Source organism: Cupriavidus nantongensis, from assembly GCF_001598055.1.
Lineage (GTDB): Bacteria > Pseudomonadota > Gammaproteobacteria > Burkholderiales > Burkholderiaceae > Cupriavidus > Cupriavidus nantongensis.
Genome location: NZ_CP014845.1, coordinates 77,517 through 102,032 on the forward strand (window position 1 = coordinate 77,517; position 24,516 = coordinate 102,032).

General features: G+C 63.8%; 23 protein-coding genes. 21 read left to right on the forward strand and 2 right to left on the reverse strand.

Annotation, left to right across the window (positions count from 1 at the left end; genetic code table 11):
• Positions 1 to 20 precede the first annotated feature (20 nt).
• The 21 genes from A2G96_RS21750 (at position 21) to A2G96_RS32720 (ending at position 21,897) form a co-directional block, all read left to right on the forward strand.
• Positions 21 to 1,994: a putative bifunctional diguanylate cyclase/phosphodiesterase gene (locus A2G96_RS21750; protein WP_062802321.1), complete on the forward strand. Its 1,974-nt coding sequence runs from the start codon at positions 21 to 23 to the stop codon at positions 1,992 to 1,994.
• Positions 1,995 to 2,169: 175 nt separating this feature from the next.
• Positions 2,170 to 2,562: a response regulator gene (locus A2G96_RS21755; RefSeq protein WP_062802322.1), complete on the forward strand. Its 393-nt coding sequence runs from the start codon at positions 2,170 to 2,172 to the stop codon at positions 2,560 to 2,562.
• Between the two features lie 140 nt (positions 2,563 to 2,702).
• Entirely contained in the window at positions 2,703 to 3,179 is a 477-nt protein-coding gene (locus tag A2G96_RS21760) for a chemotaxis protein CheW (RefSeq protein WP_062802323.1), read from the forward strand.
• Between the two features lie 119 nt (positions 3,180 to 3,298).
• Positions 3,299 to 4,942 (forward strand): methyl-accepting chemotaxis protein, encoded by a 1,644-nt coding sequence (locus tag A2G96_RS21765; RefSeq protein WP_062802324.1) that lies wholly within the window; start codon positions 3,299 to 3,301, stop codon positions 4,940 to 4,942.
• A 115-nt stretch (positions 4,943 to 5,057) separates the two neighbouring features.
• Positions 5,058 to 6,896, forward strand: coding sequence for a methyl-accepting chemotaxis protein (locus A2G96_RS21770; RefSeq protein ID WP_062802325.1), 1,839 nt, complete (start codon positions 5,058 to 5,060; stop codon positions 6,894 to 6,896).
• 8 nt (positions 6,897 to 6,904) lie between these two features.
• Positions 6,905 to 7,639 carry a DUF4088 family protein gene (locus A2G96_RS21775; RefSeq protein ID WP_062802326.1) on the forward strand — a complete coding sequence of 245 codons (735 nt, stop codon included), beginning with the start codon at positions 6,905 to 6,907 and terminating at the stop codon, positions 7,637 to 7,639.
• Positions 7,640 to 8,121: 482 nt separating this feature from the next.
• On the forward strand, positions 8,122 to 8,439 hold the full coding sequence (flhD, locus tag A2G96_RS21780; RefSeq protein ID WP_010812713.1) for a flagellar transcriptional regulator FlhD: 318 nt from the start codon (positions 8,122 to 8,124) through the stop codon (positions 8,437 to 8,439).
• Positions 8,436 to 9,041 carry a flagellar transcriptional regulator FlhC gene (gene flhC / locus A2G96_RS21785; RefSeq protein ID WP_062802327.1) on the forward strand — a complete coding sequence of 202 codons (606 nt, stop codon included), beginning with the start codon at positions 8,436 to 8,438 and terminating at the stop codon, positions 9,039 to 9,041. Before flhD ends, flhC begins: the two co-directional genes overlap by 4 nt.
• A 119-nt stretch (positions 9,042 to 9,160) precedes the next feature.
• A complete protein-coding gene (gene motA / locus A2G96_RS21790) occupies positions 9,161 to 10,024 on the forward strand; it encodes a flagellar motor stator protein MotA (RefSeq protein ID WP_062802328.1) in 864 nt (287 codons plus the stop codon).
• 34 nt (positions 10,025 to 10,058) lie between these two features.
• A complete protein-coding gene (motB, locus tag A2G96_RS21795) occupies positions 10,059 to 11,030 on the forward strand; it encodes a flagellar motor protein MotB (RefSeq protein WP_062802329.1) in 972 nt (323 codons plus the stop codon).
• A gap of 55 nt (positions 11,031 to 11,085) precedes the next feature.
• Positions 11,086 to 13,107, forward strand: a complete 2,022-nt coding sequence (gene cheA / locus A2G96_RS21800; RefSeq protein WP_062802330.1) for a chemotaxis protein CheA — start codon at positions 11,086 to 11,088, stop codon at positions 13,105 to 13,107.
• A 24-nt stretch (positions 13,108 to 13,131) separates the two neighbouring features.
• Positions 13,132 to 13,626, forward strand: a complete 495-nt coding sequence (locus A2G96_RS21805; RefSeq protein WP_062802331.1) for a chemotaxis protein CheW — start codon at positions 13,132 to 13,134, stop codon at positions 13,624 to 13,626.
• Between the two features lie 25 nt (positions 13,627 to 13,651).
• Entirely contained in the window at positions 13,652 to 14,566 is a 915-nt protein-coding gene (locus tag A2G96_RS21810) for a CheR family methyltransferase (RefSeq protein WP_062802332.1), read from the forward strand.
• Positions 14,566 to 15,216, forward strand: a complete 651-nt coding sequence (gene cheD / locus A2G96_RS21815) for a chemoreceptor glutamine deamidase CheD (RefSeq protein ID WP_062802333.1) — start codon at positions 14,566 to 14,568, stop codon at positions 15,214 to 15,216. Before A2G96_RS21810 ends, cheD begins: the two co-directional genes overlap by 1 nt.
• Before the next feature lie 22 nt (positions 15,217 to 15,238).
• Entirely contained in the window at positions 15,239 to 16,321 is a 1,083-nt protein-coding gene (locus A2G96_RS21820; RefSeq protein ID WP_062802334.1) for a protein-glutamate methylesterase/protein-glutamine glutaminase, read from the forward strand.
• 69 nt (positions 16,322 to 16,390) lie between these two features.
• The gene (cheY, locus tag A2G96_RS21825) at positions 16,391 to 16,777 is read left to right on the forward strand and encodes a chemotaxis response regulator CheY (protein ID WP_018004712.1); all 387 of its coding nucleotides are present in this window, start codon (positions 16,391 to 16,393) and stop codon (positions 16,775 to 16,777) included.
• An 18-nt stretch (positions 16,778 to 16,795) separates the two neighbouring features.
• Positions 16,796 to 17,431, forward strand: coding sequence for a protein phosphatase CheZ (cheZ, locus tag A2G96_RS21830; protein ID WP_062802335.1), 636 nt, complete (start codon positions 16,796 to 16,798; stop codon positions 17,429 to 17,431).
• 548 nt (positions 17,432 to 17,979) lie between these two features.
• The gene (locus A2G96_RS21835; RefSeq protein ID WP_062802336.1) at positions 17,980 to 18,270 is read left to right on the forward strand and encodes a hypothetical protein; all 291 of its coding nucleotides are present in this window, start codon (positions 17,980 to 17,982) and stop codon (positions 18,268 to 18,270) included.
• 1,029 nt (positions 18,271 to 19,299) lie between these two features.
• On the forward strand, positions 19,300 to 19,983 hold the full coding sequence (locus tag A2G96_RS21840; protein WP_062802337.1) for a GNAT family protein: 684 nt from the start codon (positions 19,300 to 19,302) through the stop codon (positions 19,981 to 19,983).
• Positions 19,980 to 20,834, forward strand: coding sequence for an ImmA/IrrE family metallo-endopeptidase (locus tag A2G96_RS21845; RefSeq protein ID WP_150124225.1), 855 nt, complete (start codon positions 19,980 to 19,982; stop codon positions 20,832 to 20,834). Before A2G96_RS21840 ends, A2G96_RS21845 begins: the two co-directional genes overlap by 4 nt.
• A complete protein-coding gene (locus tag A2G96_RS32720; RefSeq protein ID WP_082819066.1) occupies positions 20,827 to 21,897 on the forward strand; it encodes a beta family protein in 1,071 nt (356 codons plus the stop codon). Before A2G96_RS21845 ends, A2G96_RS32720 begins: the two co-directional genes overlap by 8 nt.
• Here A2G96_RS32720 and A2G96_RS33450 read toward each other — a convergent pair.
• Both A2G96_RS33450 and A2G96_RS21850 read right to left on the reverse strand, forming a co-directional pair.
• Positions 21,870 to 22,448 carry a sce7726 family protein gene (locus A2G96_RS33450; protein ID WP_197672313.1) on the reverse strand — a complete coding sequence of 193 codons (579 nt, stop codon included), beginning with the start codon at positions 22,446 to 22,448 and terminating at the stop codon, positions 21,870 to 21,872. The genes A2G96_RS32720 and A2G96_RS33450 overlap by 28 nt on opposite strands.
• A gap of 919 nt (positions 22,449 to 23,367) precedes the next feature.
• Positions 23,368 to 23,691, reverse strand: a complete 324-nt coding sequence (locus A2G96_RS21850) for a hypothetical protein (RefSeq protein ID WP_062802339.1) — start codon at positions 23,689 to 23,691, stop codon at positions 23,368 to 23,370.
• Positions 23,692 to 24,516: the final 825 nt, after the last annotated feature.

Here is a 24,516-nt window from a genome sequence, read left to right on the forward strand (position 1 = left end):
CATCATCATCGCGCAGCCTAATGATTGCCCTGAGTTCCGTCCTGTTGCTGCTGGCTGCCCTGCTGGGCGTAGCCGCCGCCCTCGGCGTTCGCGCCGGGCGCGCGGACCAGCCGGCCGGCAGCCGGTCGCTGCGCGTGCTGACGTGGTCGGCGGCGCTACTGTCGCAATTGAGCATCGGCATGCCGGTGCTGGTGGTGGGCCTGTCGGGCAGCGTGCCGGCCGTCAACGACACCGCGCAGCTGGCGGCCAGCTTTGCCGCCGCGGCGGCGGCCACCACCGCGGTCAAGCTGCTGGTGCAATGGCTGCGCCAGGGCGCGCGGCTGTGGCGCGGCGCGGCGCTGATGGCGGTGGTGGCCGGGGCCGGGCTGGTCGCGGCCGCCGGCACCCACCTGGGCCGCTCGTGCGGCGCCGGTACCGTGACCGCGCGCGACTGCATCGACGCCGCCGGCCTGCCGCACCCGGCGTGGCTGGCGGGCGGGCTGACCGCGCTGTGCGCGCTGCTGTTCGCCGTGCATCGGGCCCAATCGCGCGGCTGGCTCCCGGCGCCGGCGCGCGCCGACGCCATGCTGGCGGACGAACTTGCCGATGACCTGCCGGTGCTGCATCGCGGCGCCGAGCCGCGGCTGGCGCGGCGGGGTGCGCGCATTCCCGGGCGCCCGGGCCGCCTGACCGTGCGTGCCGGCGCGCGCGGCCAGGACACGGTCGGCGAGTACAGCGTGGCGACGGTGATGCCGGACCGCGTGGCCTTTGGCCGCTGGCTGGACCAGGCCATCAGCCAGGCCCGGCTGGCCGAGACGGGCTGCGCCGTGCTGCTGATCCATATCGCCGATTACCGCGAAGTCGACGAAGTCTTCGAAGTGCGCGCCGACGACATCCTGGCCCAGGACGCCGGCGCGCTGGCGCAGGCCGTGCTGGAGCCGCACGATTTCCTGGCGCGGCTGGCGCGCGACGAATTTGCCGTGGGCGTGCCCGAGCTGGTCCACCACTGCCGCGCGCAGGAACTGGGCTCGCGCATGCTGGGCTCGCTGGCGGAGTTCATCGCCGCGCGCGGGCTGCAGATGCAGATCGGCGTCAATATCGGCATTGCCATCTATCCGCGCGACGCGCAGACGTCCGAGGCGCTGATGCAGGCCGCCCGCGTCAGCCTGGCCGAAGCGCGCCAGAGCGGCTCGAACCAGGTGCGCCTGTTCAACAGCGCCGCCGGCGAACGCGCGCGCCGCACCCGCGTGATCCGGCGCGACCTGTGGGTGGCGATCCAGGACGATACGCTGTCGCTGCAGTTCCAGCCCAAGTACGACGCGCGCCGCCGCACCGTGGTTGGCGCCGAGGCGCTGTGCCGCTGGCGCCATCCCGCACTGGGCCAGGTCAGCCCCGCCGAATTCATCGCGGTGGCCGAGCAGTCGGGCCAGATCGACAAGCTCGACGACTGGGTCCTGACCAGCGTGTGCCGCCAGGTGCGCCAGTGGCGCGACGCCGGCGTGCCGACCGTGCCGGTGGCGATCAATGTCTCGGGGCTGCGCTTTGCCAGCCGCAACTTCCCGCAATACCTGCTCGAGCAGATCCACCAGCACGACATCCCGCCGTCGGCGATCACGCTGGAGATTACCGAGACCGCGGCGATGAAGGACATCGGCAAGTCGCTGGAAACGCTGGCCGAGCTGCAGTCGCTCGGTATCCAGGTGGCGCTAGACGATTTCGGCAGCGGCTATTCGAGCCTGGGCTATCTCAAGCGGCTGCGCGTGGGCACGCTCAAGATCGACCGCACGCTGATCGGCGGGCTCGATACCGATGCGCAGGGCCGCGCCATCGTCGGCTCGATGGTGGCGCTGGCGCACGAGCTGCGCATGAAGGTGGTGGCCGAAGGCGTGGAGTCGGCCTCGCAGCTGGAGATCCTCAACCAGATGGGTTGCGACGAGGTGCAGGGCTACCTGCTGTCGCTGCCGCTGGACGCCGCCGGTTTCGGCGACGCGCTGCGCGCGCAGGCTGCCGCCTGATATGTCCCGACGCCATCTGATGGCTAAAGCCCGGCCGCTGCGCCGCCGATAACGGGTCTGGCAGGCTGGCCCGCATCGACGCCAGCCCTGCGCCGGCCCGTCCGTCGCCGCCGCGTTGCCCGTGCCATCGATGTTCCTGGCGGACCCACCCGTTCCTGCACCTCCGGAGGCGCTCATGTCATTGCCCAGCATCCTCGTCGTCGACGATTCTCCCTCGCTACGCCGCATGATCGGCGCCTGCCTGCGCACCGGAGGGTTTGACGTGACCGAGGCCGCTGACGGCGACCAGGCGCATGCGCTGGCGCTCGCGGGCCACTTCGGCATGCTTGTCACCGACCAGGTCATGCCCGGCATGGACGGCCTCACGCTGATCCGCAGCCTGCGCGCCACGCCGCGTTACGCACGCCTGCCGATCCTGATGCTGACCACCGAGCAGGACGGCAGCATCCGCGCACAGGCGCGCGCCGCCGGCGCATCGGGCTTCCTGCCCAAGCCGTTCGACCCGGACGGGCTGATGCAGGCGGTGGCCGCGCTGCTGGACCCGGCACCCCCTACCTCCGAAGGGTAAGAAAAGCGGCGGCGTCGCCCTTCAGTCACCCCGGATCCTGCCGTAAACACTGGTGGGCGAAGTCACGCCCCGGCGCAGCCAGCGGCCCTGGCCGTTGCGGCGCCAGACACCAGCATGAGCCAAATTTGGGGGGCTAGACGATGCAGCACATCGACAAGGCAGACGGCGCGGGCGAGGAGTTCCTGGCCTTTACCCTGGGCCGCGAGGAATACGGCGTCGATATCCTGAAGGTGCAGGAGATCCGCGGCTACGAGTCGGTCACCCAGATCGCGAATGCGCCCGACTACATCAAGGGCGTGATCAACCTCCGCGGCATCATCGTGCCGATCATCGACCTGCGCATCAAGTTCCGCCAGCCCAAGGTCAGCTACGACCAGTACACGGTCGTGATCATCGTCGACCTCAACGACCGCACCACCGGCATCGTGGTGGACGGGGTCTCCGACGTGCTGACGCTGAGCCCCGCGCAGATCAAGCCCACGCCGCACTTCTCCGGCGAACTGGCGACCGACTATATCCGCGGCCTGGGCTCGGTCGAGCAACGCATGCTGATCCTGGTCGATATCGAGAAGCTGCTCAATACCGAAGAACTGGCCGCGCTGGAAGCGGTGTCCTGATCCCGCAATAGCGCCCCCCGCCGTCCGGCACGCGCCATCCGCGCGCCGGACCGAACCCGCCCGCGGTGCGCACCGCATGGACCCATGCGGCGCGCCACGGGCAAGCAGTACAGACTTAGATGCGAAACAACCAACCCGTTACGCAGCGCGAGTACCCGCTGTCACCGTCCGACTACCTGATCTCGCGCACCGACCTCAAGGGCCGTATCACCTTTGCCAACCGCACCTTTATCGAGGCCAGCGGCTTTACGGCGGAAGAACTGCTGGGCGCGCCGCATAACCTGGTGCGCCACCCGGACATGCCGCCCGAGGCGTTCGCCGACCTGTGGCAGGATCTGCAGGCCGGGCGCACGTGGATGGGCGTGGTCAAGAACCGCCGCAAGAACGGCGACTTCTACTGGGTCAATGCGACCGTGACGCCGACGCGCGTCGACGGCCGCGTGGTCGGCTACACCTCGGTGCGCGCGATGGCAACGCGCGAGCAGGTGCAGGCCGCGGGCGCCGCCTATGCGCGCTTTCGCGCCGGGCGTGCCGACGGGCTGGCGATCCGCCACGGCGCGGTGGTGCGCACCGGCGTGCGCGGCCTGGTGCAGGGGCTGCTGCGGCTGAACCTGAAACGCCGCATCCTGTGGGCGCAGGCCGGCGGGCTGGTGTGGTTCCTGGCCGCGCTGGTGGCGGTGGAAGTGCTGGGCGGCACCGGCGCCGAAACCTTGCGCCCGTGGCTGTGGAGCGGCTTTGCGCTGGCGCTGGCGTCGTCCTTCGCCGCCGGCACCATGCTGCTGGCGCGCGTGAACCGGCCGGTGCGCGACATGCTGGACTTCGCGCTGCGCATGGGCGCGGGCGACCTGACCACGCGCTTCGAGCACCGCAGCGGCGACGAGATCGGCGCGCTGGCGCAGGCGATGCAGACCATGCAGCGCAGCCTGCTGTCGGTGGTGCATGAGATCCAGGAAGGCATGGCCAGCATCTCGACCGCGACGCGCCAGGTAGCCGCCGGCAACAACGACCTGTCGCAGCGCACCGAGCAGCAGGCGGCGTCGCTGGAACAGACCGCATCGAGCATGGAAGAGCTGACCAGCACGGTGCGCCAGAACGCCGACAACGCGCGCCAGGCCAGCGGGCTGGCGGCGAATGCCTCCGACACGGCGCTGCGCGGCGGCGAAGTGGTGGGCCGGGTGGTGCAGACCATGGACGAGATCAACGATGCGTCGAAGAAGATCGTCGACATCATCGGTGTGATCGAAGGCATTGCGTTCCAGACCAATATCCTGGCGCTGAACGCGGCGGTGGAAGCGGCACGCGCCGGCGAGCAGGGCCGCGGCTTCGCGGTGGTGGCGGGCGAGGTGCGCAGCCTGGCGCAGCGCAGCGCCAACGCGGCCAAGGAGATCAAGGGCCTGATCGGCGATACGGTGGCACGCGTCGACAACGGCTCGGCGCTGGTCGGCCAGGCCGGCCAGACCATGGAAGAGATCGTGCAGGCGGTGAAGTCGGTCACCGACATCATGGCCGAGATCAGCGCGGCATCGGCCGAGCAGAGCTCGGGCATCGAGCAGGTGAACCAGGCGGTGGCGCAGATGGACGAGGGCACGCAGCAGAACGCGGCGCTGGTCGAGGAAGCCGCTGCCGCAGCCGGCGCGCTGGAAGAACAGGCGCTGCGGCTGCGCGATGCCGTGGCCACGTTCCGCGTCAGCATGCAGGCGGAGGTGCGGCCGCAGCGCCAGCCAGCGCAGGCGCGCGGCGATGCGGTGCTGGCCCGCGCGTAGGCGCGGCACCGGCACGTTGGGATCGAAGTGAAGGCAGGCGCGGCACACCGCGCCGCCAGCGTACACAGGGTGCGGCAGGCCGCGCCCGAGGCTTCAGTTACAAGGGGGAGTTGCTATGCATTGGTTCAATCAATTGCGCGTCACGACCAGGCTGGTTGCCGGATTCCTGGTGGTCGCCGTGATCGGCGCCGTGATGGGGCTGCTGGGCGTCGTCAACATGGGTCGCATGGCCGACTGGACCGGCAAGATTTACCACGGCGACCTGCAGGCGCTGAAGGCGGTGCAGGACGCCAACATCAACCTGGTCTATGCCAGCCGCTCGCAGATCGCGCTGCTGTCGGCGTCGACCATGGGCGAGCGCACGGTCGAGAAAGAGCAGATCGCCAAGTCGCTGGCCGCGATGGACGAGCGCATCCGCCAGGTGACGGGCGCCTTCGAGAAGCCGGAGGGCAAGGCGCTGGTCAAGCAGTACCAGGACCTGTCGCCGGCGTTCCGCGCGCGCATGGAAAAGTATGTCGAGCTGGTCGGCAAGCAGCCGCTCGATACCTCGCAGTTCGAGAGCCAGGTGTTCTCCGAAAGCGCCGACCTGCTCAAGGACAGCCACGCGCTGGAAGCGGTGATGCTGCAGATGGTCAAGCGCCGCGACGACCGCGCCCGCAACAACATGGAAGAAGCGCGCAGCGTCTACGACGAAACGCGCCTGTGGATGCTGGGCCTGGTGCTGGGCGGGCTGGCGCTGTCGGTGCTGCTGGGCGTGCTGCTGGCGCGCGCGCTGTCGCGCCAGCTGGGCGGCGAGCCGGCGTATGCCGCGGCCATCGCCGCGCGCATTGCCGAGGGCGATTTCTCGCAGCCGGTGACCACGCGTGCCGGCGACAAGAGCAGCCTGGTGTTCGCGATGCAGCAGATGCAGGCGCAGCTGTCGCGCATGGTGCGGGATTTCAAGGCCTCGGCCGAATCGATCGGCAGCGCGTCGCGCGAGATTGCCGCCGGCAATAACGACCTGTCGCAGCGCACCGAGCAGCAGGCGGCGTCGCTGGAGCAGACCGCATCGAGCATGGAAGAGCTGACCAGCACCGTGCGCCAGAACGCGGACAACGCACGCCAGGCCAGCGGCCTGGCGGCGAATGCCTCCGACACGGCGCTGCGCGGCGGCGAGGTGGTGGGCCGGGTGGTGCAGACCATGGACGAGATCAACGATGCGTCGAAGAAGATCGTCGACATCATCGGCGTGATCGAGGGCATTGCGTTCCAGACCAATATCCTGGCGCTGAACGCGGCGGTGGAAGCCGCACGCGCCGGCGAGCAGGGCCGTGGCTTCGCGGTGGTGGCGGGCGAGGTGCGCAGCCTGGCGCAGCGCAGCGCCAATGCGGCCAAGGAGATCAAGGGCCTGATCGGCGATACGGTCGAGCGCGTCGACAACGGCTCGGCGCTGGTCGGCCAGGCCGGCAAGACCATGGATGAGATCGTGCAGGCGGTCAAGCGCGTGACCGACATCATGGGCGAGATCAGCGCCGCGTCGGCCGAGCAGAGCTCGGGCATCGAGCAGGTGAACCAGGCGGTGGCACAGATGGACGAGGTGACGCAGCAGAACGCGGCACTGGTCGAGGAAGCCGCTGCCGCAGCGGGCGCACTCGAAGAGCAGGCCAGCCGCCTGCAATCCGCGGTGGCGACCTTCCGCCTGGCGGCGGAGGATGAGCGCGCGGATCGCTTCGAGGTGTTGCCGGCCACTGCCGCGGTGCCCCCCAAGACTCAACGCGCGGGCGGCGTGCGTGCCATCGCCGTAAGCAAGCGCGCGGCCAAGCTGCCGATGGCCAAGGCGGAAGCCGCCAGCGCCGATGAAATCCCGCACGACGCGGCCGAACCCGCGCCAGTCAAGGCGGCGCCGCGCGCAGCGGCGATGACGCCGCGTCCCGCGCTTGCCGCGGCCGACAACGGCGACTGGAGCGCGTTCTGAGTGTTGCCATGACCACCGATATCACCCTCGCTCTGCCGCAAGAAGACGCGGCCAGGCTGCGCAAGGAATTCGACCAGTTCATCGGGGTCTCGACCGGGCTCGACCGCGAGTTCCTGCCGCCCGAGTTCCATGACTTCCTGCGCGCGCGGCTGCTGCAGCATGACGGCCCGCTGACCGAGCGCGCGGTCTCGCGGCTGCTGTCCGGGGGTGAGTACGGCTGGGCCCGCCGCGTGTTCGACAAGCAGTTGCCGAACGCGCTCGCGGCGCTGATGCGCGATGCCCAGCGCTTCGGCTTCGGCCTGGCGGTGCAGCCGGGCTGGACTGGCGAGCAGCGCCTGGCGCATGCGCGCGAATGGGCGGCGCAGGTGCTGGCCGAGTGCGGCGCCGACAGCGCCTATACCGAAGCGCTGGCGACCCAGGTGGCGGCGTCGGCCGAAGACCTGCGCGCGCTCGAAGAGCGCATGCGCACGCCGGCATGGCGCCTGGCCGAAAGCCTGCGCCAGCGCGCCTATGACCTGATGTACGCGCTGCAGACCGAAGACAACGAAGCCGCCGGCCGCGCGCGCGTGGGCGAGTTGCGCGGCATGCTGGGGCTGGCGCTGGAATATGGATCGGTACAGCCCGAAGAGGCCTCGCGCGTGCTGGAGCAGGTCGAGCGCATGCGCCCGGCATTGTTCCGCGAAGCGCCCGACGATGTGTTCGCGCGGCTCGCGAACTGGCTGCGCCGATTGTTCGGACATTGAAGCCGGTGCTGCCGCATAGCGCAAATTCCAGCCGAATATTCTGGACAGTACTACGAACACCATGCGCGGCGATACACTCCGCGCGGCCTTCGTCAATAGAGGAATCCAGCAAGCTACCAACGCCGTGCCGGCTCGTTTGATGCAGATGGGCGGTTGCTCGTGCTGTGTTGAGCGAAATCAAAAGTCACACGTGTGACTTGTTACAAAATGTACCGGTCACAATGTATGTTTCATGCGACATTGCGTTCCCCCCGCGTAAGTAGGGATTGGCATTGCGGGGCGATTGCCGATATAAACGTAACAGTCTTACTTACACTCTGTAACACTTGTAACGGAGTTGATAACAGTTGGACACGGGCGTAGTTCCTTAGTCGTACGTTGTACCCGCCCAGCCGCATACAAACGATCTGGTCGCCGCGCCCGCCAGGGCACGGTAAGCGCCGGACAAGCGGCTACGGTGGGTTTTTGGTAGCGGGGATAAATTGGAAAGCAGTGAAGTTCTCCAGGAGATCAGGGAGGTTAACCTCGCCTATCTGCTGCTCGCGCAACGCCTGGTGCGCGAAAACCAGGTCGAAGCCATGTTCCGGCTCGGGGTCAGCAAGGAAATTGCGGATATCCTTGCCAAGCTGACCTCAGCGCAACTCGTCAAGCTGGCGGCATCCAACATGGTGCTGTGCAGGTTCCGCTTCGACGACCATGCGCTTCTGTCTACCCTCACCCACACGGCCAAGAGCCATGACATGCAGCAGATCCACGCCGCGATCCTGCTTGCACGTCAGCCTGTGGAGTCGCTCAATTGACCGCGCTCCTGCAGGCCGAGCCAAACCGGAGTTACACGGCCACCTCCGTTCCCAGCCGCAAGAGCGTGCTCCAGGACGCCAACCAGACCCAGCTCGCGATCGAGCTGATCGGCCTGGGCGCGCGCCTGCAGGTGCTTGAAGCCGAGACCACGCTGTCGCGTGACCGGCTGATCCGCCTGTACAAGGAGTTGCGCGGCGTCTCGCCCCCCAAGGGCATGCTGCCGTTCTCGACCGACTGGTTCACCACCTGGCTGCCGAATATCCATTCGTCTCTGTTCTTCTCCGCGTACCAGTTCATGGTGCAGGAAGGCGAGACCGTGGGCATCCGCGCGGTGGTGGCCGCCTATCGCCTGTACCTCGAGCATGTTTCGCTGCTCGGCGGTGAAATTGTCTTAAGTTTCACGCGGGCCTGGACGTTAGTACGGTTCTTCGAGAGCAACATGCTGCAGCTGTCCCGGTGCACGTGTTGCGGCGGACAGTTTGTCACGCACGCGTATGAGCCGCACGCGAACTTCGTGTGCAGCCTGTGCCGTCCGCCGTCGCGCGCAGGGAAAGTGAAGAAGCTCTCGAAAGACGCCGCCGCCGAGCAGACCAACACCTGATCCTGGTCAGGGTCCGCCGGCTGGCAAGCTTGCAGCGCTGGCGGACGGATTCCCTCCGTGCGCCCGTGCCGCGGGCCAATGAGCGTGGCTGACGCGCGTTTTTAGACGGGGATCCGATCGTGCTAGTAGTTCTTGGCTATGTCGTCGTGGTTGTGGCGGTGCTTGGCGGTTACGCCATGACCGGCGGCCACATGGGCGCGCTATATCAACCGGCGGAATTCGTGATCATTGGCGGCGCCGCCTTCGGCGCCTTCATTGCCACGAACACGGGCAAGGCCATCAAGGCGACCGCCCGTGCGCTGCCCGGACTGTTCAAGAGTTCCAAGTACAAGAAAGAGCTGTACCTGGACGTCATGTCGCTGCTGTACGTGCTGCTGTCCAAGGCACGGCGCGAGGGCATCCTGTTCCTGGAAAAGGAAATCGCCGATCCCGCCGCCAGCAGCGTGTTCAGCCAGTACCCGCGCATCCTGTCGGATCCGGTGGTGATGGAATTCCTCACCGACTACCTGCGCATGATGGTCAACGGCAACATGAATGCGTTCGAGATCGAGGCCCTGATGGACCACGAGATCGAGACCTTCCGCCATGAAGCCGAGATCCCCGCCCACGCGCTGTCGCGCGTCGGCGATGGCCTGCCCGCGTTCGGCATCGTCGCCGCGGTGATGGGCGTGGTGCATGCGCTGGGTTCGGCCGACCTGCCGCCAGCCGAGCTGGGCGCGCTGATCGCGCACGCCATGGTCGGCACCTTCCTCGGCATCCTGCTGGCCTACGGGTTTATCTCGCCGCTGGCCGCGCGCATCGAGCTGCAGGTGTCCGAGAACGTCAAGGTCTACGAGTGCATCAAGGTGGTGCTGCTGGCCTCCCTGAACGGCTACGCGCCGCTGGTGGCGGTCGAATTCGGCCGCAAGGTGCTGTACTCCACGGTGCGTCCGTCGTTCCTCGAGCTCGACGACCACGTGCGTGAAGTCAAGAGCCTGAACTAAGGCAACCGGCAACGCACGCAGCAAGGGGCACCACATGAGCAGCGCACACGATATGCGTCCGATCATCGTCCGCCGGGCGAAGTCGCACGCCAGGCCGCACGGCAACCACAGCTGGAAGATTGCCTACGCCGACTTCATGACGGCGATGATGGCGCTGTTCCTGGTGCTGTGGCTGCTGTCCAGCGCCAACAAGAAGACGCTGGAAGGCATTGCCGAATACTTCCGCATGCCGCTCAAGGTCGCCATCGTCGGCGGCGAGAAGAGCAGCCAGTCGCCCAGCGTGATTCCCGGCGGCGGCATGGACGTGATGCGCAAGGACGGCGAGATCATGCGCGCACACGACAACGACCCCAGCGACGAACAGCGCCGCAACGAACAGCAGGAAGCGCAGCGCCTGCGCGCGCTCAAGCAGCGCCTGGAACAGATCATCGAGAACAACCCGGTGCTGCGCCAGTTCCGCCCGCAGCTGCTGCTGGACATCACCAGCGAAGGCCTGCGCATCCAGATCCTGGATACGCAGAACCGCCCCATGTTCCGCACCGGCAGCGCCACCGTCGAAAGCTATATGCGCACCATCCTGCGCGAGATCGGCCCGGTGCTGAACGAGCTGCCCAACAAGGTCAGCCTGTCCGGCCATACCGACGCTGCCAACTATTCCAACGGCGAGCGCACCTACAGCAACTGGGAGCTGTCCGGCGACCGCGCCAACGCCTCGCGCCGCGAGCTGATCGCGGGCGGCATGCAGGAAGGCAAGGTGCTGCGCGTGCTGGGCCTGGCCGCGACCATGCCGCTGGACAAAGAAGACCTGCTCGCGCCGATCAACCGCCGCATCAGCATCGTGGTGCTGAACCAGAAGGCGCAGGCGCGCTTCGAGGCCGAGAACGCCAGCGCCGCCGAGGTCACGGTGGCGGCGCAGGCCGGCAAGGCCGCGCAGGAGATGCAGGCAGGGCTGGCGGCGGCGTCGGCGCCTGCAGCGGCAGCGCCAGCATCGGGCAGCAAACCATGACGCAGGACCGCTGCCGCAGCGTGCCCCGCGCCGTAACCAAGTGACTCAGGACGCCATGTCTGTCGATATCGATATCACTCAGTTTTACCAGACCTTCTTCGAGGAAGCCGAAGAGCTGCTCGTTGAAATGGAGCAGCTGCTGCTCGGCCTGGACATCGAGGCGCCCGATGCCGAGCACCTGAACGCGATCTTCCGCGCCGCGCATTCGATCAAGGGCGGCGCCGCCACCTTCGGCTTCGCCGCGCTGACCGAGACCACCCATATCTTCGAGAACCTGCTGGACCGCACGCGCCGGCAGGAACTGGCGTTGACCAGGACCATCATCGACACCTTTCTGGAAACCAAGGACGTGTTGCAAGACCAGCTCAACGCCTACCGCAACGGCACCGAACCCGATCCGGAAACGCTGGCGCGCATCTGCGCCGTGCTGCAGCAGCTGGCGCAGGAAGCCGCCGGCCATGACGCGGCCCCGGCACCTGCCCCGGCGCCCGCACCGGTCGCGGCCGCAGCGCCAGCAGCCGCGCCCGCCGGCGGCGGCCTGAAGATCCGCCTGATCAAGGTCTCGGCATCGGACCAGGCGCTGCTGCGCGAAGAACTCGCCAACCTGGGCGAGATCACCGGCCAGCAGGAAACCAATGGCGAACTGGTGGTGTGGCTCAACACCCAGTGCAGCGCCGACGACATCATCGCGGTGTGCTGCTTCGTGATCGACATCGACCAGATCGTGATCGAGGCCGCGGCCGCGGCCAATGCCCCGGCGGCGGCGCCGGCCCAGGCCGAGGTTGCCGCACCCGCGCCCGCACCAGTGGCTGCCGCACCCGCGCCGGCCCCTGCCGCCCCCGCCGCGCGCGAGAAGGCCAAGGCCGCACCGGCCCCCGCCCCATCGCACGGCGAAGGCTCGATCCGCGTGCCGACCGAGAAGGTCGACCAGATCATCAACCTGGTGGGCGAATTGGTGATCACGCAGTCGATGCTGGCGCAGACCGCCTCGTCGCTGGACCCGGTGCTGTTCGACCGCCTGTTCTCCGGCATGGGCCAGCTCGAGCGCAACGCGCGCGACCTGCAGGAAGCGGTGATGTCGATCCGCATGATGCCGATGGACTATGTGTTCTCGCGCTTCCCGCGGCTGGTGCGCGACCTGGCCAGCAAGCTCGGCAAGCAGATCGACCTGGTCACCTTCGGCAAGGCGACCGAGCTGGACAAGAGCCTGATCGAACGCATCATCGATCCGCTGACGCACCTGGTGCGCAACAGCCTGGACCACGGCATCGAAACCCCCGACAAGCGCGTCGCCGCCGGCAAGGACCCGACCGGCCAGCTGATCCTGTCGGCGCAGCACCATGGCGGCAATATCGTCATCGAAGTCAGCGACGACGGCGGCGGCCTGAACCGCGAGCGCATCCTGGCCAAGGCCCTGCAGAACGGCCTGCCGGTGTCCGACACCATTACCGACGAGGAAGTCTGGCAACTGATCTTCGCGCCGGGCTTCTCCACCGCCGAGGTCATCACCGACGTGTCCGGCCGCGGCGTCGGCATGGACGTGGTCAAGCGCAACATCCAGGAGATGGGCGGCCATGTCGAGATCAGCTCGCGCCCGGGCCTGGGTACCACCATCCGCATCGTGCTGCCGCTGACGCTGGCGATCCTGGACGGCATGTCGGTCAAGGTGGGCGAGGAGACCTTCATCCTGCCGCTGAACTGCGTGATGGAGTCGCTGCAGCCCAAGGCCGAAGACGTGCATACCGCGGCCAACTCGGACCGCGTCATGCACGTGCGCGGCGAATACCTGCCGCTGCTGGAGATGCACCGCGTATTCAACGTCGCCAACGCGCTGCAGGAGCCGACGCAAGGCATCGCCGTGATCCTGCAGGCCGAAGGCAAGCGCTTCGCGCTGCTGGTGGACCAGCTGATCGGCCAGCACCAGGTGGTGCTGAAGAACCTGGAAACCAACTACCGCAAGGTGCCGTGCATTTCCGCGGCAACCATCCTTGGCGACGGCAGCGTGGCGCTGATCGTCGATGTCGGCGCGCTGCAGCGCACCGGCGTGCGCCGGCAGGAACCGGCGCTGCAGCAGTAATCGATCACAGGAGAACAAGACATCATGGCCGGCATCGGACACATCGATACCCCCGGAAGCGACGCTTCGGGCCAGGAGTTCCTGGTCTTCACGCTGGGGTCGGAGGAATACGGCATCGACATCCTCAAGGTGCAGGAGATCCGCAGCTACGAGACCGTCACGCGCATCTCCAGCGCGCCCGACTTCATCAAGGGCGTGACCAACCTGCGCGGCGTGATCGTGCCCATCGTCGACCTGCGGCTTAAGTTCCGCCTCGGCAACGTGCGCTACGACCACCAGACCGTCGTCATCATCCTGAACGTGGCCGGCCGCGTGGTGGGCGTCGTGGTCGATGGCGTGTCGGACGTGCTGACACTGACCGGCGACGCGATCAAGCCCGCGCCGGAATTCGGCGTGTCGATCTCGACCGAGCACCTGACCGGCCTGGGCACCATCGACGGCCGCATGCTGGTGCTGATCGACATCGAGAAGCTGATGACCAGCCCCGAGATGGCACTGGTCGAAGCCGAGTACGCCTGACCTTGCATTACCGAAGCAACAGCCCATGACGCCGTTCCGCAACGCCGCCCCCGCACACACCGGCCCGGTCACCGCGCCGGCCGCCCTGCTGCGGCGCGACGACGCGCGCGACTTTTTGCTGACCGAGCGCGATTTCGAGCAGATCCGCACGCTGATCCACCGGCGCGCCGGCATCTCGCTGGGCAGCCACAAGCGCGAGATGGTCTACAGCCGGCTCGCGCGCCGGCTGCGCACGCTGCAGCTGACCGACTTTGCCTCGTACCTGGCGCTGCTGGAAGCGGACGACCGCTCGCCGGAGTGGGAGTTCTTCACCAACGCGCTGACGACCAACCTGACCTCGTTCTTCCGCGAGGCGCACCACTTCCCGCTGCTGGCGGAGCATGCCAGGCAGGTTGGCCGGCCCTACAGCGTGTGGTGCTCGGCCGCATCCACCGGCGAAGAACCGTACTCGATCGCCATCACCCTGGCCGAGGCGCTGGGCGACCGCGCCGGCACCGTGCTGGCCACCGACATCGACACCCAGGTACTGGCCAAGGCCCGCAGCGGCGTCTATTCGGCCGAGCAGGTGGCGCGGCTGTCGCCGGAACGGCTCAAGCGCTTCTTCCTGAAGGGCACCGGCCCGCGCACCGGATCGGTCAAGGTCAAGCCGGAACTGGCCGCCACCATCGCGTTCGAGCCGCTGAACCTGCTCGCGCCCGACTGGGGCATCCGCGAGCAGTTCGACGCCATCTTCTGCCGCAACGTGATGATCTACTTCGACAAGCCGACCCAGGGCCGCATCCTGGAGCGCTTTGTGCCGCTGCTCAAGCCGCACGGGCTGCTGTTCGCCGGCCATTCGGAGAACTTCTCCTACGTCACGCGCGCGTTCCAGCTGCGCGGGCAGACCGTCTATGAACTGGCACCGGGCGCGCTGTCCGCGGCCGGTCGGGGCAGGCCGTAATGCGCACGCCCCACCTGCCCGAAGCACTGGCCACGCGCACCTACTTCGACCGCGAGTTCGGCAAGCAGGCCATCAAGCTGCTGCCCAACGAGTACTACGTGACCCGCGACGACGTGGTGCTGACCACCGTGCTGGGCTCTTGCGTGGCCGCCTGCATCCGCGACGAAGTGGCCGGCGTCGGCGGCATGAACCACTTCATGCTGCCGGACGACGACGGCAGCGCCGACCGCATGCTGTCGGCATCGATGCGCTATGGCAGCTATGCGCTGGAAGTGCTGATCAACGAACTGCTCAAGATGGGCGCGCGCCGCGAGCGGCTCGAGGCCAAGGTCTTCGGCGGCGGCGCGGTGCTGGCCAACATGACCACGCTGAACATCGGCGACCGCAACGCGGACTTCGTACTGCGCTATCTGAAAGCGGAAGAGGTGCGCGTGGCGGCGCAGGACCTGCGCGGCCCGCATGCGCGCCGCGTCAGCTATTTCCCGATCGGCGGGCTGGCGCTGGTGCGCCGCCTGACGCGGCAGGACGACCAGGTTTCGGTGGCGCGCGACGAACGCGCGCTGGCGCGGGCCATTGCCACTTCGGCGCGCGAACCGTCGCGCTCGCCGGAACTGTTTGCGCGGCAGACGTACTCGCGCCAGCTTCCCTGAAACCTTACAAGCACGACCAATCATGACTGCCGCCAAGATCAAGGTGCTGTGCGTGGATGACTCCGCGCTGATCCGCAGCCTGATGACGGAGATCATCAACAGCCAGCCCGACATGGAAGTGGTCGGCACCGCGCCCGACCCGCTGGTCGCGCGCGACCTGATCAAGCGCCTGAACCCCGACGTGCTGACGCTCGATGTCGAAATGCCGCGCATGGACGGCCTCGACTTTCTGGAGCGGCTGATGCGGCTGCGGCCGATGCCGGTGCTGATGGTGTCGTCGCTGACCGAGCGCGGCTCCGAAATCACCATGCGCGCGCTGGAGCTGGGCGCGGTGGACTTCGTCACCAAGCCCAAGCTGGGCATCCGCGACGGGCTGCTCGAATACACCGACACCATTGCCGACAAGCTGCGCGCCGCATCGCGCGCGCGCGTACGCGCAGCCGCGCAACCGGCCGCGCCCTCCGCCACCGGACCCGCGCCGGTGCCGATGCTGCGCAGCCCGCTGCTGTCGACCGAGAAGCTGATCATCCTGGGCGCCTCCACCGGCGGCACCGAGGCCATCAAGGAATTCCTGATGCCGCTGCCGCCCGACAGCCCCGCGGTGATGATCGTGCAGCATATGCCGGCCGGTTTTACGCGATCCTTCGCGCAGCGGCTGGACGGCCTGTGCCGCATCACCGTGAAGGAAGCCGAGCACGGCGAGCGCGTGCTGCCGGGCCATGCGTATATTGCACCGGGCGACTCGCATCTGCTGCTCGCGCGCAGCGGCGCCAACTACGTGGCGCACCTGTCGCAGGAGGCGCCGGTCAACCGCCATCGCCCGTCGGTCGACGTGTTGTTCGATTCCGCCGCCCAGCACGGCGGCAAGAACGTGATCGGCGTGATCCTGACCGGCATGGGCAAGGACGGCGCACGCGGCATGCTGCGCATGCGCGAGGCCGGCGCCTACAACCTGGCGCAGGACGAACAGAGTTGCATCGTATTCGGCATGCCGAAGGAGGCGATTGCCGCCGGCGGCGTGCATGAAGTCGTGCCGTTGCCGGCGATGACCCAGCGCGTCATGGCGCGCCTGGCCACCTACGGCACGCGCGCGCAACGAGTCTAAGCGAGCCGGCAAGCCGAAACAACAAAGCCGGACCCACCAGCCATCACTGTATTTACTGGAGTCTTTAAAGTGGACAAGAACATCAAGATCCTGGTCGTGGACGATTTCCCGACCATGCGCCGGATCATCCGCAACCTGCTCAAGGAGCTGGGTTTCGTCAACGTCGAAGAAGCCGAGGACGGCGCCGCCGGCCTGGAAAAGGCCAAGGACGGCAGCTTCCAGTTCGTGATCTCCGACTGGAACATGCCCAACATGGACGGCCTGTCGATGCTGCAGGCCATCCGCGCCGACGCCAACATCGGCAAGATCCCGGTACTGATGGTCACCGCCGAGGCCAAGAAGGAAAACATCATCGCCGCGGCCCAGGCCGGCGCCAACGGCTACGTGGTCAAGCCGTTCACGGCCGCCACGCTGGACGAGAAGATCACCAAGATCTTCGAAAAACTCGGCGGCTGAGGCGGAGGCGCGTTTGTCATGACCCCCACCCTGAGCAACGATTCCGCCGAACAACTGATCCTGCGCATCGGCAACCTGACGCGCATGCTGCGCGACAACATGCGCGAGCTCGGCCTGGACAAGGAAATCGAGCGCGCCGCGCAAGCCATCCCCGACGCGCGCGACCGCCTGAACTACATCGCCGCGATGACCGAGCAGGCCGCCGAACGCACGCTCAACGCGGTCGAACTGGCGCAGCCGATCCAGTCCGACATCGAACAGCAAGCCGAAACGCTCGATAAGCGCTGGGCCGCCTGGTTTGAAAAGCCGGTGGAACTGGCCGACGCCCGCTCGCTGGTACTGGACACCCGCGCCTTCCTGTCCGAGGTACCCGGCCAGGCCCGCGCCACCAACAGCCACCTGCTCGACATCATGATGGCGCAGGACTTCCAAGACCTGACCGGCCAGGTCATCAAGAAGATGATGGACATGATCCGCGCGCTGGAGCAGGAACTGCTGCAGGTGCTGATCGACAACGTGCCGTCCGAGCGCCGCGTGGAAGTGCAGCAGCCGTCGACGCTGATGAATGGGCCGCAGGTGAATCCGGAAGGGAAGCCGGATGTGGTGTCGGACCAGGCGCAGGTGGATGATTTGTTGGCTAGTCTGGGGTTTTGAGGGTTGATTAGCCTGCGGCATTTCGCGATGCCGCGTGTTTGCTCCCCTCTCCCGCTTGCGGGAGAGGGGCGGGGGAGAGGGCCGGCGCATCCACGAAGCCAACCGCATCAACACCTGCGCACCCACTCCATCCCGGCAATCCGGCGATGAACGTTTTAAGAGTTTGCCCATACTCGCGCTTGCTGCCCCTCTTCATACTGGGTTCGTCGCTGCGTCGTGGCGACCGGGTTTAGCAGCCCGAAAAGAGAGAGCCGAACGTTCGTCTTCTGGCGGTATCCTTACGTTCGCCGCGCCTGCGCACGCCCCTTCTTTGGGCGGGCCCTGGCAGGGGAGCCTTCGGGCTCGCCGGCTTTTGGCTCTTTCTCCGGTCTGCTAACCCTGCCTTGCGCCCGCCCACCCCTATCAACACCCGGGGAGCGGGACTGAACCTGTATGGTTAGGGGGCATTCCTATGCTTCAGTTCTTACTTGCCCATTCTGGGCGATTGGCTATCTCCAGTACCTTCACGATGCAGCAGCGCGCGCGGGACGCGTATGTGGAGGTGTGCCATGTATAGCCATAGTCATCACGGTATTACGGCGGAACACAATGGTGTCGACATGCTCGTCACCGCTCACACCCCTGGCGAGAATCCGTTGAGTCTTGCGGTGCAACGGGCGGCGCAGCTTCATGGGCTATTGCTTATGGCTAGTGAGCATGGGGCTGTTAGTTTGGAGGCGGCGGATTTGGAGCAGGGGGTTTGGGAGGGTTTGCTTTCCCTTGCGGCTACGCTGGCGCATGAGACGCTGGTGTTGAGTGAGTTGGCGGTGGTGGAGGGGCAGGGGGTGGAGGTTGAGTGAAATTAGGCGGGTCGTGCAGCCGTGTAGTCGGCTGCCGCCCAATCTTGGAAGCAATCTGAGCGTCGCGGGCCGACCCGCTGCTGTTATTGGGCTCCGGCCCGCTGCGCCGTCGGTTCCCGCAGTACAGCGATCATTCAACGCCTCGTCACACGTCGCAAATCCGCTTGCGATTGTCTTTTCAATCCTTTTGGCATAGCACGGATTGACGGGGCCGGCTCATCTGTATGGCACGGTCGCCTGTGCAGTGCACCACGTGATCAGAGTTGTTTACTCCTCAAGAATCAAACACTATTCCTAGTGACGTGAGGCGAATCGTGTAGCCGTTCTTCAAGTGAATCTTTAATAATCTTTTGAGAGGCGATTTGCCGGCTGACAGATCATCCGCATCATGAGCGGAGACGCAGCAGATGCGGGGAAGAGCCTCCCAAACGCTGCAACAATACGGAACAGAGTTCCGCCGCTCGCAACTGATTTCGGCGGAAAAAACATGAAACCCAACGGGCCGGCGCGAAGCGGTGGCAGCCCTGACTGTGCGGCAGGCTCAGCAACGCAAGCATGTCGTTAGCCCAGGCGCAGTTGGCGATGGCGTGACTTTTATGAGATCAAGCGGGCGGAGAAGGACGTGGCGAGCGCCTGGTACCGGCATCGTCAGGGTGTCGCGCGTTGGCTATCGTCGGCGGTCGCGGTGGCTGACGATAAGGTAATCACGTGTGCGGGGATCTAGCGCGCCCTGAAACCAGCCATCGTGACGGCGCCCCTGTCGACGCTGTTGCGGCAGCGATATTCGGAGACCCCCGACGGCGAACTGCTGATGAATTGCTGAAGGAGGAGTGTTCCAGGGCAGCGACGAGGGCAAGGTGCTCATCGAGCGCGGGATCCATTTCTACTAGAACTGATCGGCTACAAAATTTCGTACCGCAGCGCCAACGTATCTTTGGCGAAAATGCGAAGGCACCCCTCGTTCGTCGGCTGGACAAGGGTGCCCGATATGTATATCTTTATATGAATCACAAAAGGCCGGCGCAGCCAATGACACTCGAAGACATCAAGGCATTCCTGGACTGGAAAACCCCGCTTTTCGACAAGGGCGTTGTTGTCAAAGCAGGTCAGATACAGCGGCACGATGGCGCACAGATTTCATTCGAAATACAGGCTGGTTGGGATTTGGGTAAAGCTCACTGGTGTGATAAGAACTGGGGTGTCTTCAATCTTCAACTTTTGAAGTTCATCAAAGAAAAAGATTACTCTGCCAAAGAGAGAGCGGAAGTACTGGAGTCGATCCAAATCGATGATAGCCACTGGGAGTGGCTGAAAAAGGCCTTAGCCTATCGGACGTCCGAGTATGTCTGGTTATTTCTTATGGCCGATGACGCTCCTCAAGGTGCGTGTCTAATCTACCACCCGAAGAAGAGTGAACTAGAGCCTGGAGACATCTTCTACATCGAATACATCGCGTCGGCACCTTGGAATCGTAAGAACCCAATGTCGCCCCGCCGCTTCGGCGGTATCGGAAGTCTTCTGATTAAGGCTGCGATGGCATACGCCACCGACGAGTTGAAGCTTCGCCAGGGTTTCTCGTTGCATGCGCTACCGCGTGCCGTACCGTTTTATGAGCAGATCGGAATGAAGCCTTTCGCCGCTTTGGACAAGGCGAGGCTAAAGTATTTCGAGATGCCACAGGAAACAGCTACTCAGTTTGAGGTGGGTCAGTGACGGCAGATCAATTCGACGACTTCCCTGTCAGTTCCGCAGGCACCGCCGACGCAAAAGACCTTTACGAGTCGTTTTTGGAATTTGAGATTTTGCTAGCGCAAGTTCCAAAAAAACACTTAGGAGAAAATCCCAGGCTCGCAGAGTACGACTTTTTTCGCGAGGTGCACACAGCACGCTCGGCTAAAGGCGCGCTTTATCGCAGGCGATCTGACGCAAGCGAAGCGCTTGGTCGATTGTGGCTTTCGAGAATCCGCCAGCAGGCCCAGCTGCTTGTAGCGTCAACAGAACTCGTCCCGTTTAACGGACTTTCCGCGATTGAGTTGAACGAGATTGCCCGGCTCTGTGTCGACCCCAAAGAGGTTTTCTCGTTGCAGCAGTTACTGTTGAACAAGGGAATCGTGCTGATCTATGAAGCCTCGATTCCAGGTATGAAGCTCGATGGCGCAGTTTTTTGTCTTGACGACGGACGTCCTGTCGTAGGGCTCAGTCTCCGGTATCCTCGATTCGACATCTTTTGGTTCACATTGATGCATGAATTGGCTCACATCGTACTTCATCGCGAGATGTTGATGGACCCCATCCTAGAGGATTTGGATGCCGCACCGGAAGGATTGATCGAGGAGCAAGCCGACCGCCTTGCTGGAGACTCGCTTATTAGTCGTAGTGATTGGCGTAGCGCCAATGTAAAGTATTCGCCAACAGAAGAGAACCTGTTTGAATTTGCGCGGCGTGTCGGTGTACACCCCGCTATTGTCGCCGGGCGGCTGCAACGCGAGTCTTCGAGAAAGAATATGTTCGCGACAGTACTTAATGAAGTGAATATTCGAAGGATGCTTTTTGGTCATGAATAACTACGTTCCATTTCTCAAACTGAAAACAGGTGAGATTGGTGCCCTGTCGACCTTGGATGGAGCGATCAAGTCTTCTATCGTCCCCTTCATTGATTTGCCTAAAAAAGACGGAATGACGGCGGATGGGTTCAAGGGCATGGTTGATAGGGGGGCGAAGAGTATTGCGAAGCATCTCAAGCAGTTTCCGATGTTCTTTCTGGATAACTTCGACATCGACGACTCGCTGTTGGTAGATGGTCAGCACAATTATAATTACGTTCTGAAATCGCTCGGGCACCTTAATTTTGCGCCCGTCGTGGGCCTTGATCGCGCAACAGGAAGAAACGAAGCAGTTTTTAAGGCAAAAGAAGCGGGGAAATTGATTGCTACGACAATTTCTCTCCGTCTGCAACCAGACGATTTCGAGAACTACGCATTAGTTGCCCACGAAATTGATCAATTACTAAAACGTGGGAACGGATTATTTACGCATTGGATTCTCGTTCTCGACAACCGCGTTTGCACGGCGGTGGGCCCGGTGAAGCGCGCTAATGTGCTGGCAAAATTCATCCACGATTCCTCCGCTGCAGCAAAGTTCTCCGCGATCATTGTGACAGGCTCCTCAATACCGCCGTCGATCAGCGATGTGACTAGAGTACTAACCGAGCATGATCACCCGCGCGTGGAGATAGCGATCTATCGGGCATTGCGTAAGCAACTGGGAGGTTCAAAGCTATTCTGCGGGGATTATACGATTGTTAGTCCGTTGTATTCGGATGTTAAGCTCGCACCAGAGGTAATGTATAACGTCATGACCGCGAAAGTGGTTTATTCGCATGGCGATATACATTATATTGCGCGCGGGGGCGCACTCAAAACTCATCCACGCGGTAATTTGCAGTACAACGATATTTTTGCGCAACTTGCCACCAAAACATTCTACCGCCAGCCCTCATTTTCGTTTGGCGATCAATTCATTTGGGATAGGACTGTTTCTACAGGGGTGATGGTGACGCCAGCCAGTGTGTTAAAACCGACCATAAACGCGCATATGAGCTATATGTTTAAGAGTTTCTCGGCGTAGCTGGATCGGTCTACGAGTCGATCGCCAATTTGTTCACACAGCATTCCTCGACCCACATTAAGGGCAATGAAATCTGTCAACTGGGCGCGAGTGAGCTTATCCAATTTCTTAGGTGAAATCGGTAGCGCGACTTTAAGTAGCTCCGATTTCCACAGCGTCATTAGCGCCACACGCGTGTCATAAAGTGGATTCCGACTTGCGTTCCGTACATATCTGATCGCTACGCTTCCCCGTGATTGAGACGCGATCATAATTCCCCAGTGTCTAGGCGCTAGGTGCAACGCGTTGTCGAGATGGCGATCAGTTGTGACTAGGGTGATTCGGCGGAAAGCTAAATCGTAAAATTGACGCTGAACGAGGATTCGACGCACCGCATCCGTATCGCCCTTTATTTCATAGCAGTGAGCGTATTTGAGAATCGCCACAACGTCTGCGATTGCGTTACCGTTGTGCACACGCAATTCTTCGATAATTGCCTTCGGTTTGTTCGATAGGGACGCAAGCCTTGCGATCAAAAACTTGCGAATCGTCTTGTCGTCGAGATTCATCATTTCAACGGTGGTCGGTATTCATATTTAAGCAGAAATGTCGTCGCGGCGTGGTTCAGCCCGACAATGAGGCGACCCCAATTTCAACGCCACGCACCTATGACGAATGATACAGGGGTTGGCTCTTTTCACACGTCCTTCCGCCTTTTTCACTTCGGAACCACTAGCTGGGGAGCTTGACGGCGCGGCTCCTCGTCTCTCTTGAGCCTGTTCTGGACAATCCCTCCGATCTTCCTTTTCGGAGCGGAGCTGGTGAGCGGTATGCGCTCATCGACGCTATCAGCGGCTTTGCCAGATTCTTCGCGCTTTGACCAGTTGGGATGTCGCGCAGCTGCTCCAGCGATTTTACGTTTGCGGTAAATTGTCTCGTGGCTAGTGCCGCCCTGGCCGCAATACTGGCCGCAGTGTTGCCAGACGGTTGGGTGGGTATGGCGCCTCCCGGGCGGCCATAAGCGCGCGCTATCCCTTTGGCTCTGAGCTCTCGAGCGCCGCTTCCCAGGACATAACGGCAGCGCGACTAGGATTTGGTGGTGGGCAGCCGTCCAAGATCGGCCATCTACTGACCGCCGCGTCGCTCAACACGTCTCAAAGCCGAGGAAGGCTCCGATGTCGTTTGTGTCACCAACTTCAGACTGAGCGCTGCCTGCGCACGTGCAGCGCTGGCTGAATCCTTACCTTCACAGTCTGGCTGCTCGTTACGAGATCCCCGATGATTGGCAAGATCCGCACTACGAGCACCGCTTAGCGGCTTGAGTGCAGATGGCCGATAGGCGCACACGTAGGAAAAGGGCATAATGCGGAGGTGCTTGGGGGAGCTATGCGGGTCAGTTTCGGGTATGCGTCCTGTGCTTTAAAACGCAAATGTTGCTTCGGCAGCAGTCCAAGGTCTGACTCCAACGCTTCTCCCATGCACACTTCCCCCTTACCGCCTTCTTGCGATCTCGTAGATCGAGTAGAGGGTACGGTTGACCAGCGGACTGAATGGACCGTCTGATTGCGCAGGTCTTGTCTCCGTGCACTCAATGATCACTCGAACCACTGCCTCCTGTCGCTCGTAGAAGGTCACCCGTGCTGTCACAGCTTCGTAGTACCGCGCCCACTTGGTTCCATTTGGGAGGGTCTTCTCCTGCGTGTTGTTCAGCCGCTTCGGGATAAGGCTAGAGGATCGCTCCAACATCATGCTAGCCACGGAGAGAAGCAACAGGGATTGAAACATGGTCTGCTTGGGGCGGCCGATACGCGTCATGTGACGCCATCCTCTGTTAGTAACCTGAGCAATGAAGTCCCTGGGATGTGCCTTGCTATGCGCCATCCAATCGGCATAGAAGCCACGGCACCTGTCGTGGAAGTTCCCCGAGAGCGCTTGCATTTGTAGGGGAGTGTGATCCTTGGACCATTGGATTCTACCCGGGGCCGTCAAGGTCGGAAGTTTGCGCAATTCCGCCCAACGCCAGCAAAGGTTGTAGAGACCGCCTTTACCTTGCCCATCAAACTTGCGTTTCACGTCGAATTTGACGCAGCCCGGCGTAGCACAGGTTTGTGGATCTCTCAAGTCGGCCCAATATGCTACCGGATCCTTCTTGGTAATCCGCGTGTGAATGGCTGTCTAAAACCGGCACTAAACGGCGGCGCGGCTTAAAGATGCGGAGCAACTCCTGCATTGCAGGATTGTCTCGAGGTCTTCTGATTCGATATTGAAGGTGGCCACCGGGCGCGTCGGAGCGAGCCCGTAGGGCGAGTGCAGACGCGCCCGGTGATGGGCATTCCGCAAGGTGGTGACGTCGCAGTGGGGATGCGGTAAAAAGGTTGGCTTTACCGCCGAAAAGAAACAGGCACGACACCGGTCCAAACCGCCAAGTTCATCCCGATGTCGTGCCCCACTCGTGCCAAGGGCGCGCGTGCCGAGCCAGTATGGCACGGCTCGTCCATCCCGTCGAGGCCGTTTCGGCATGACTGGGGGATCGCCGATGCCGGCCACGGGCCGCCTCTTTGTGTGCGCCCATGGCGGGCGCAGGTCGTTGTTTGCCGCCGCTGCGACCGCGGTCAGATCTACTGCAATGGCGGCTGCTCG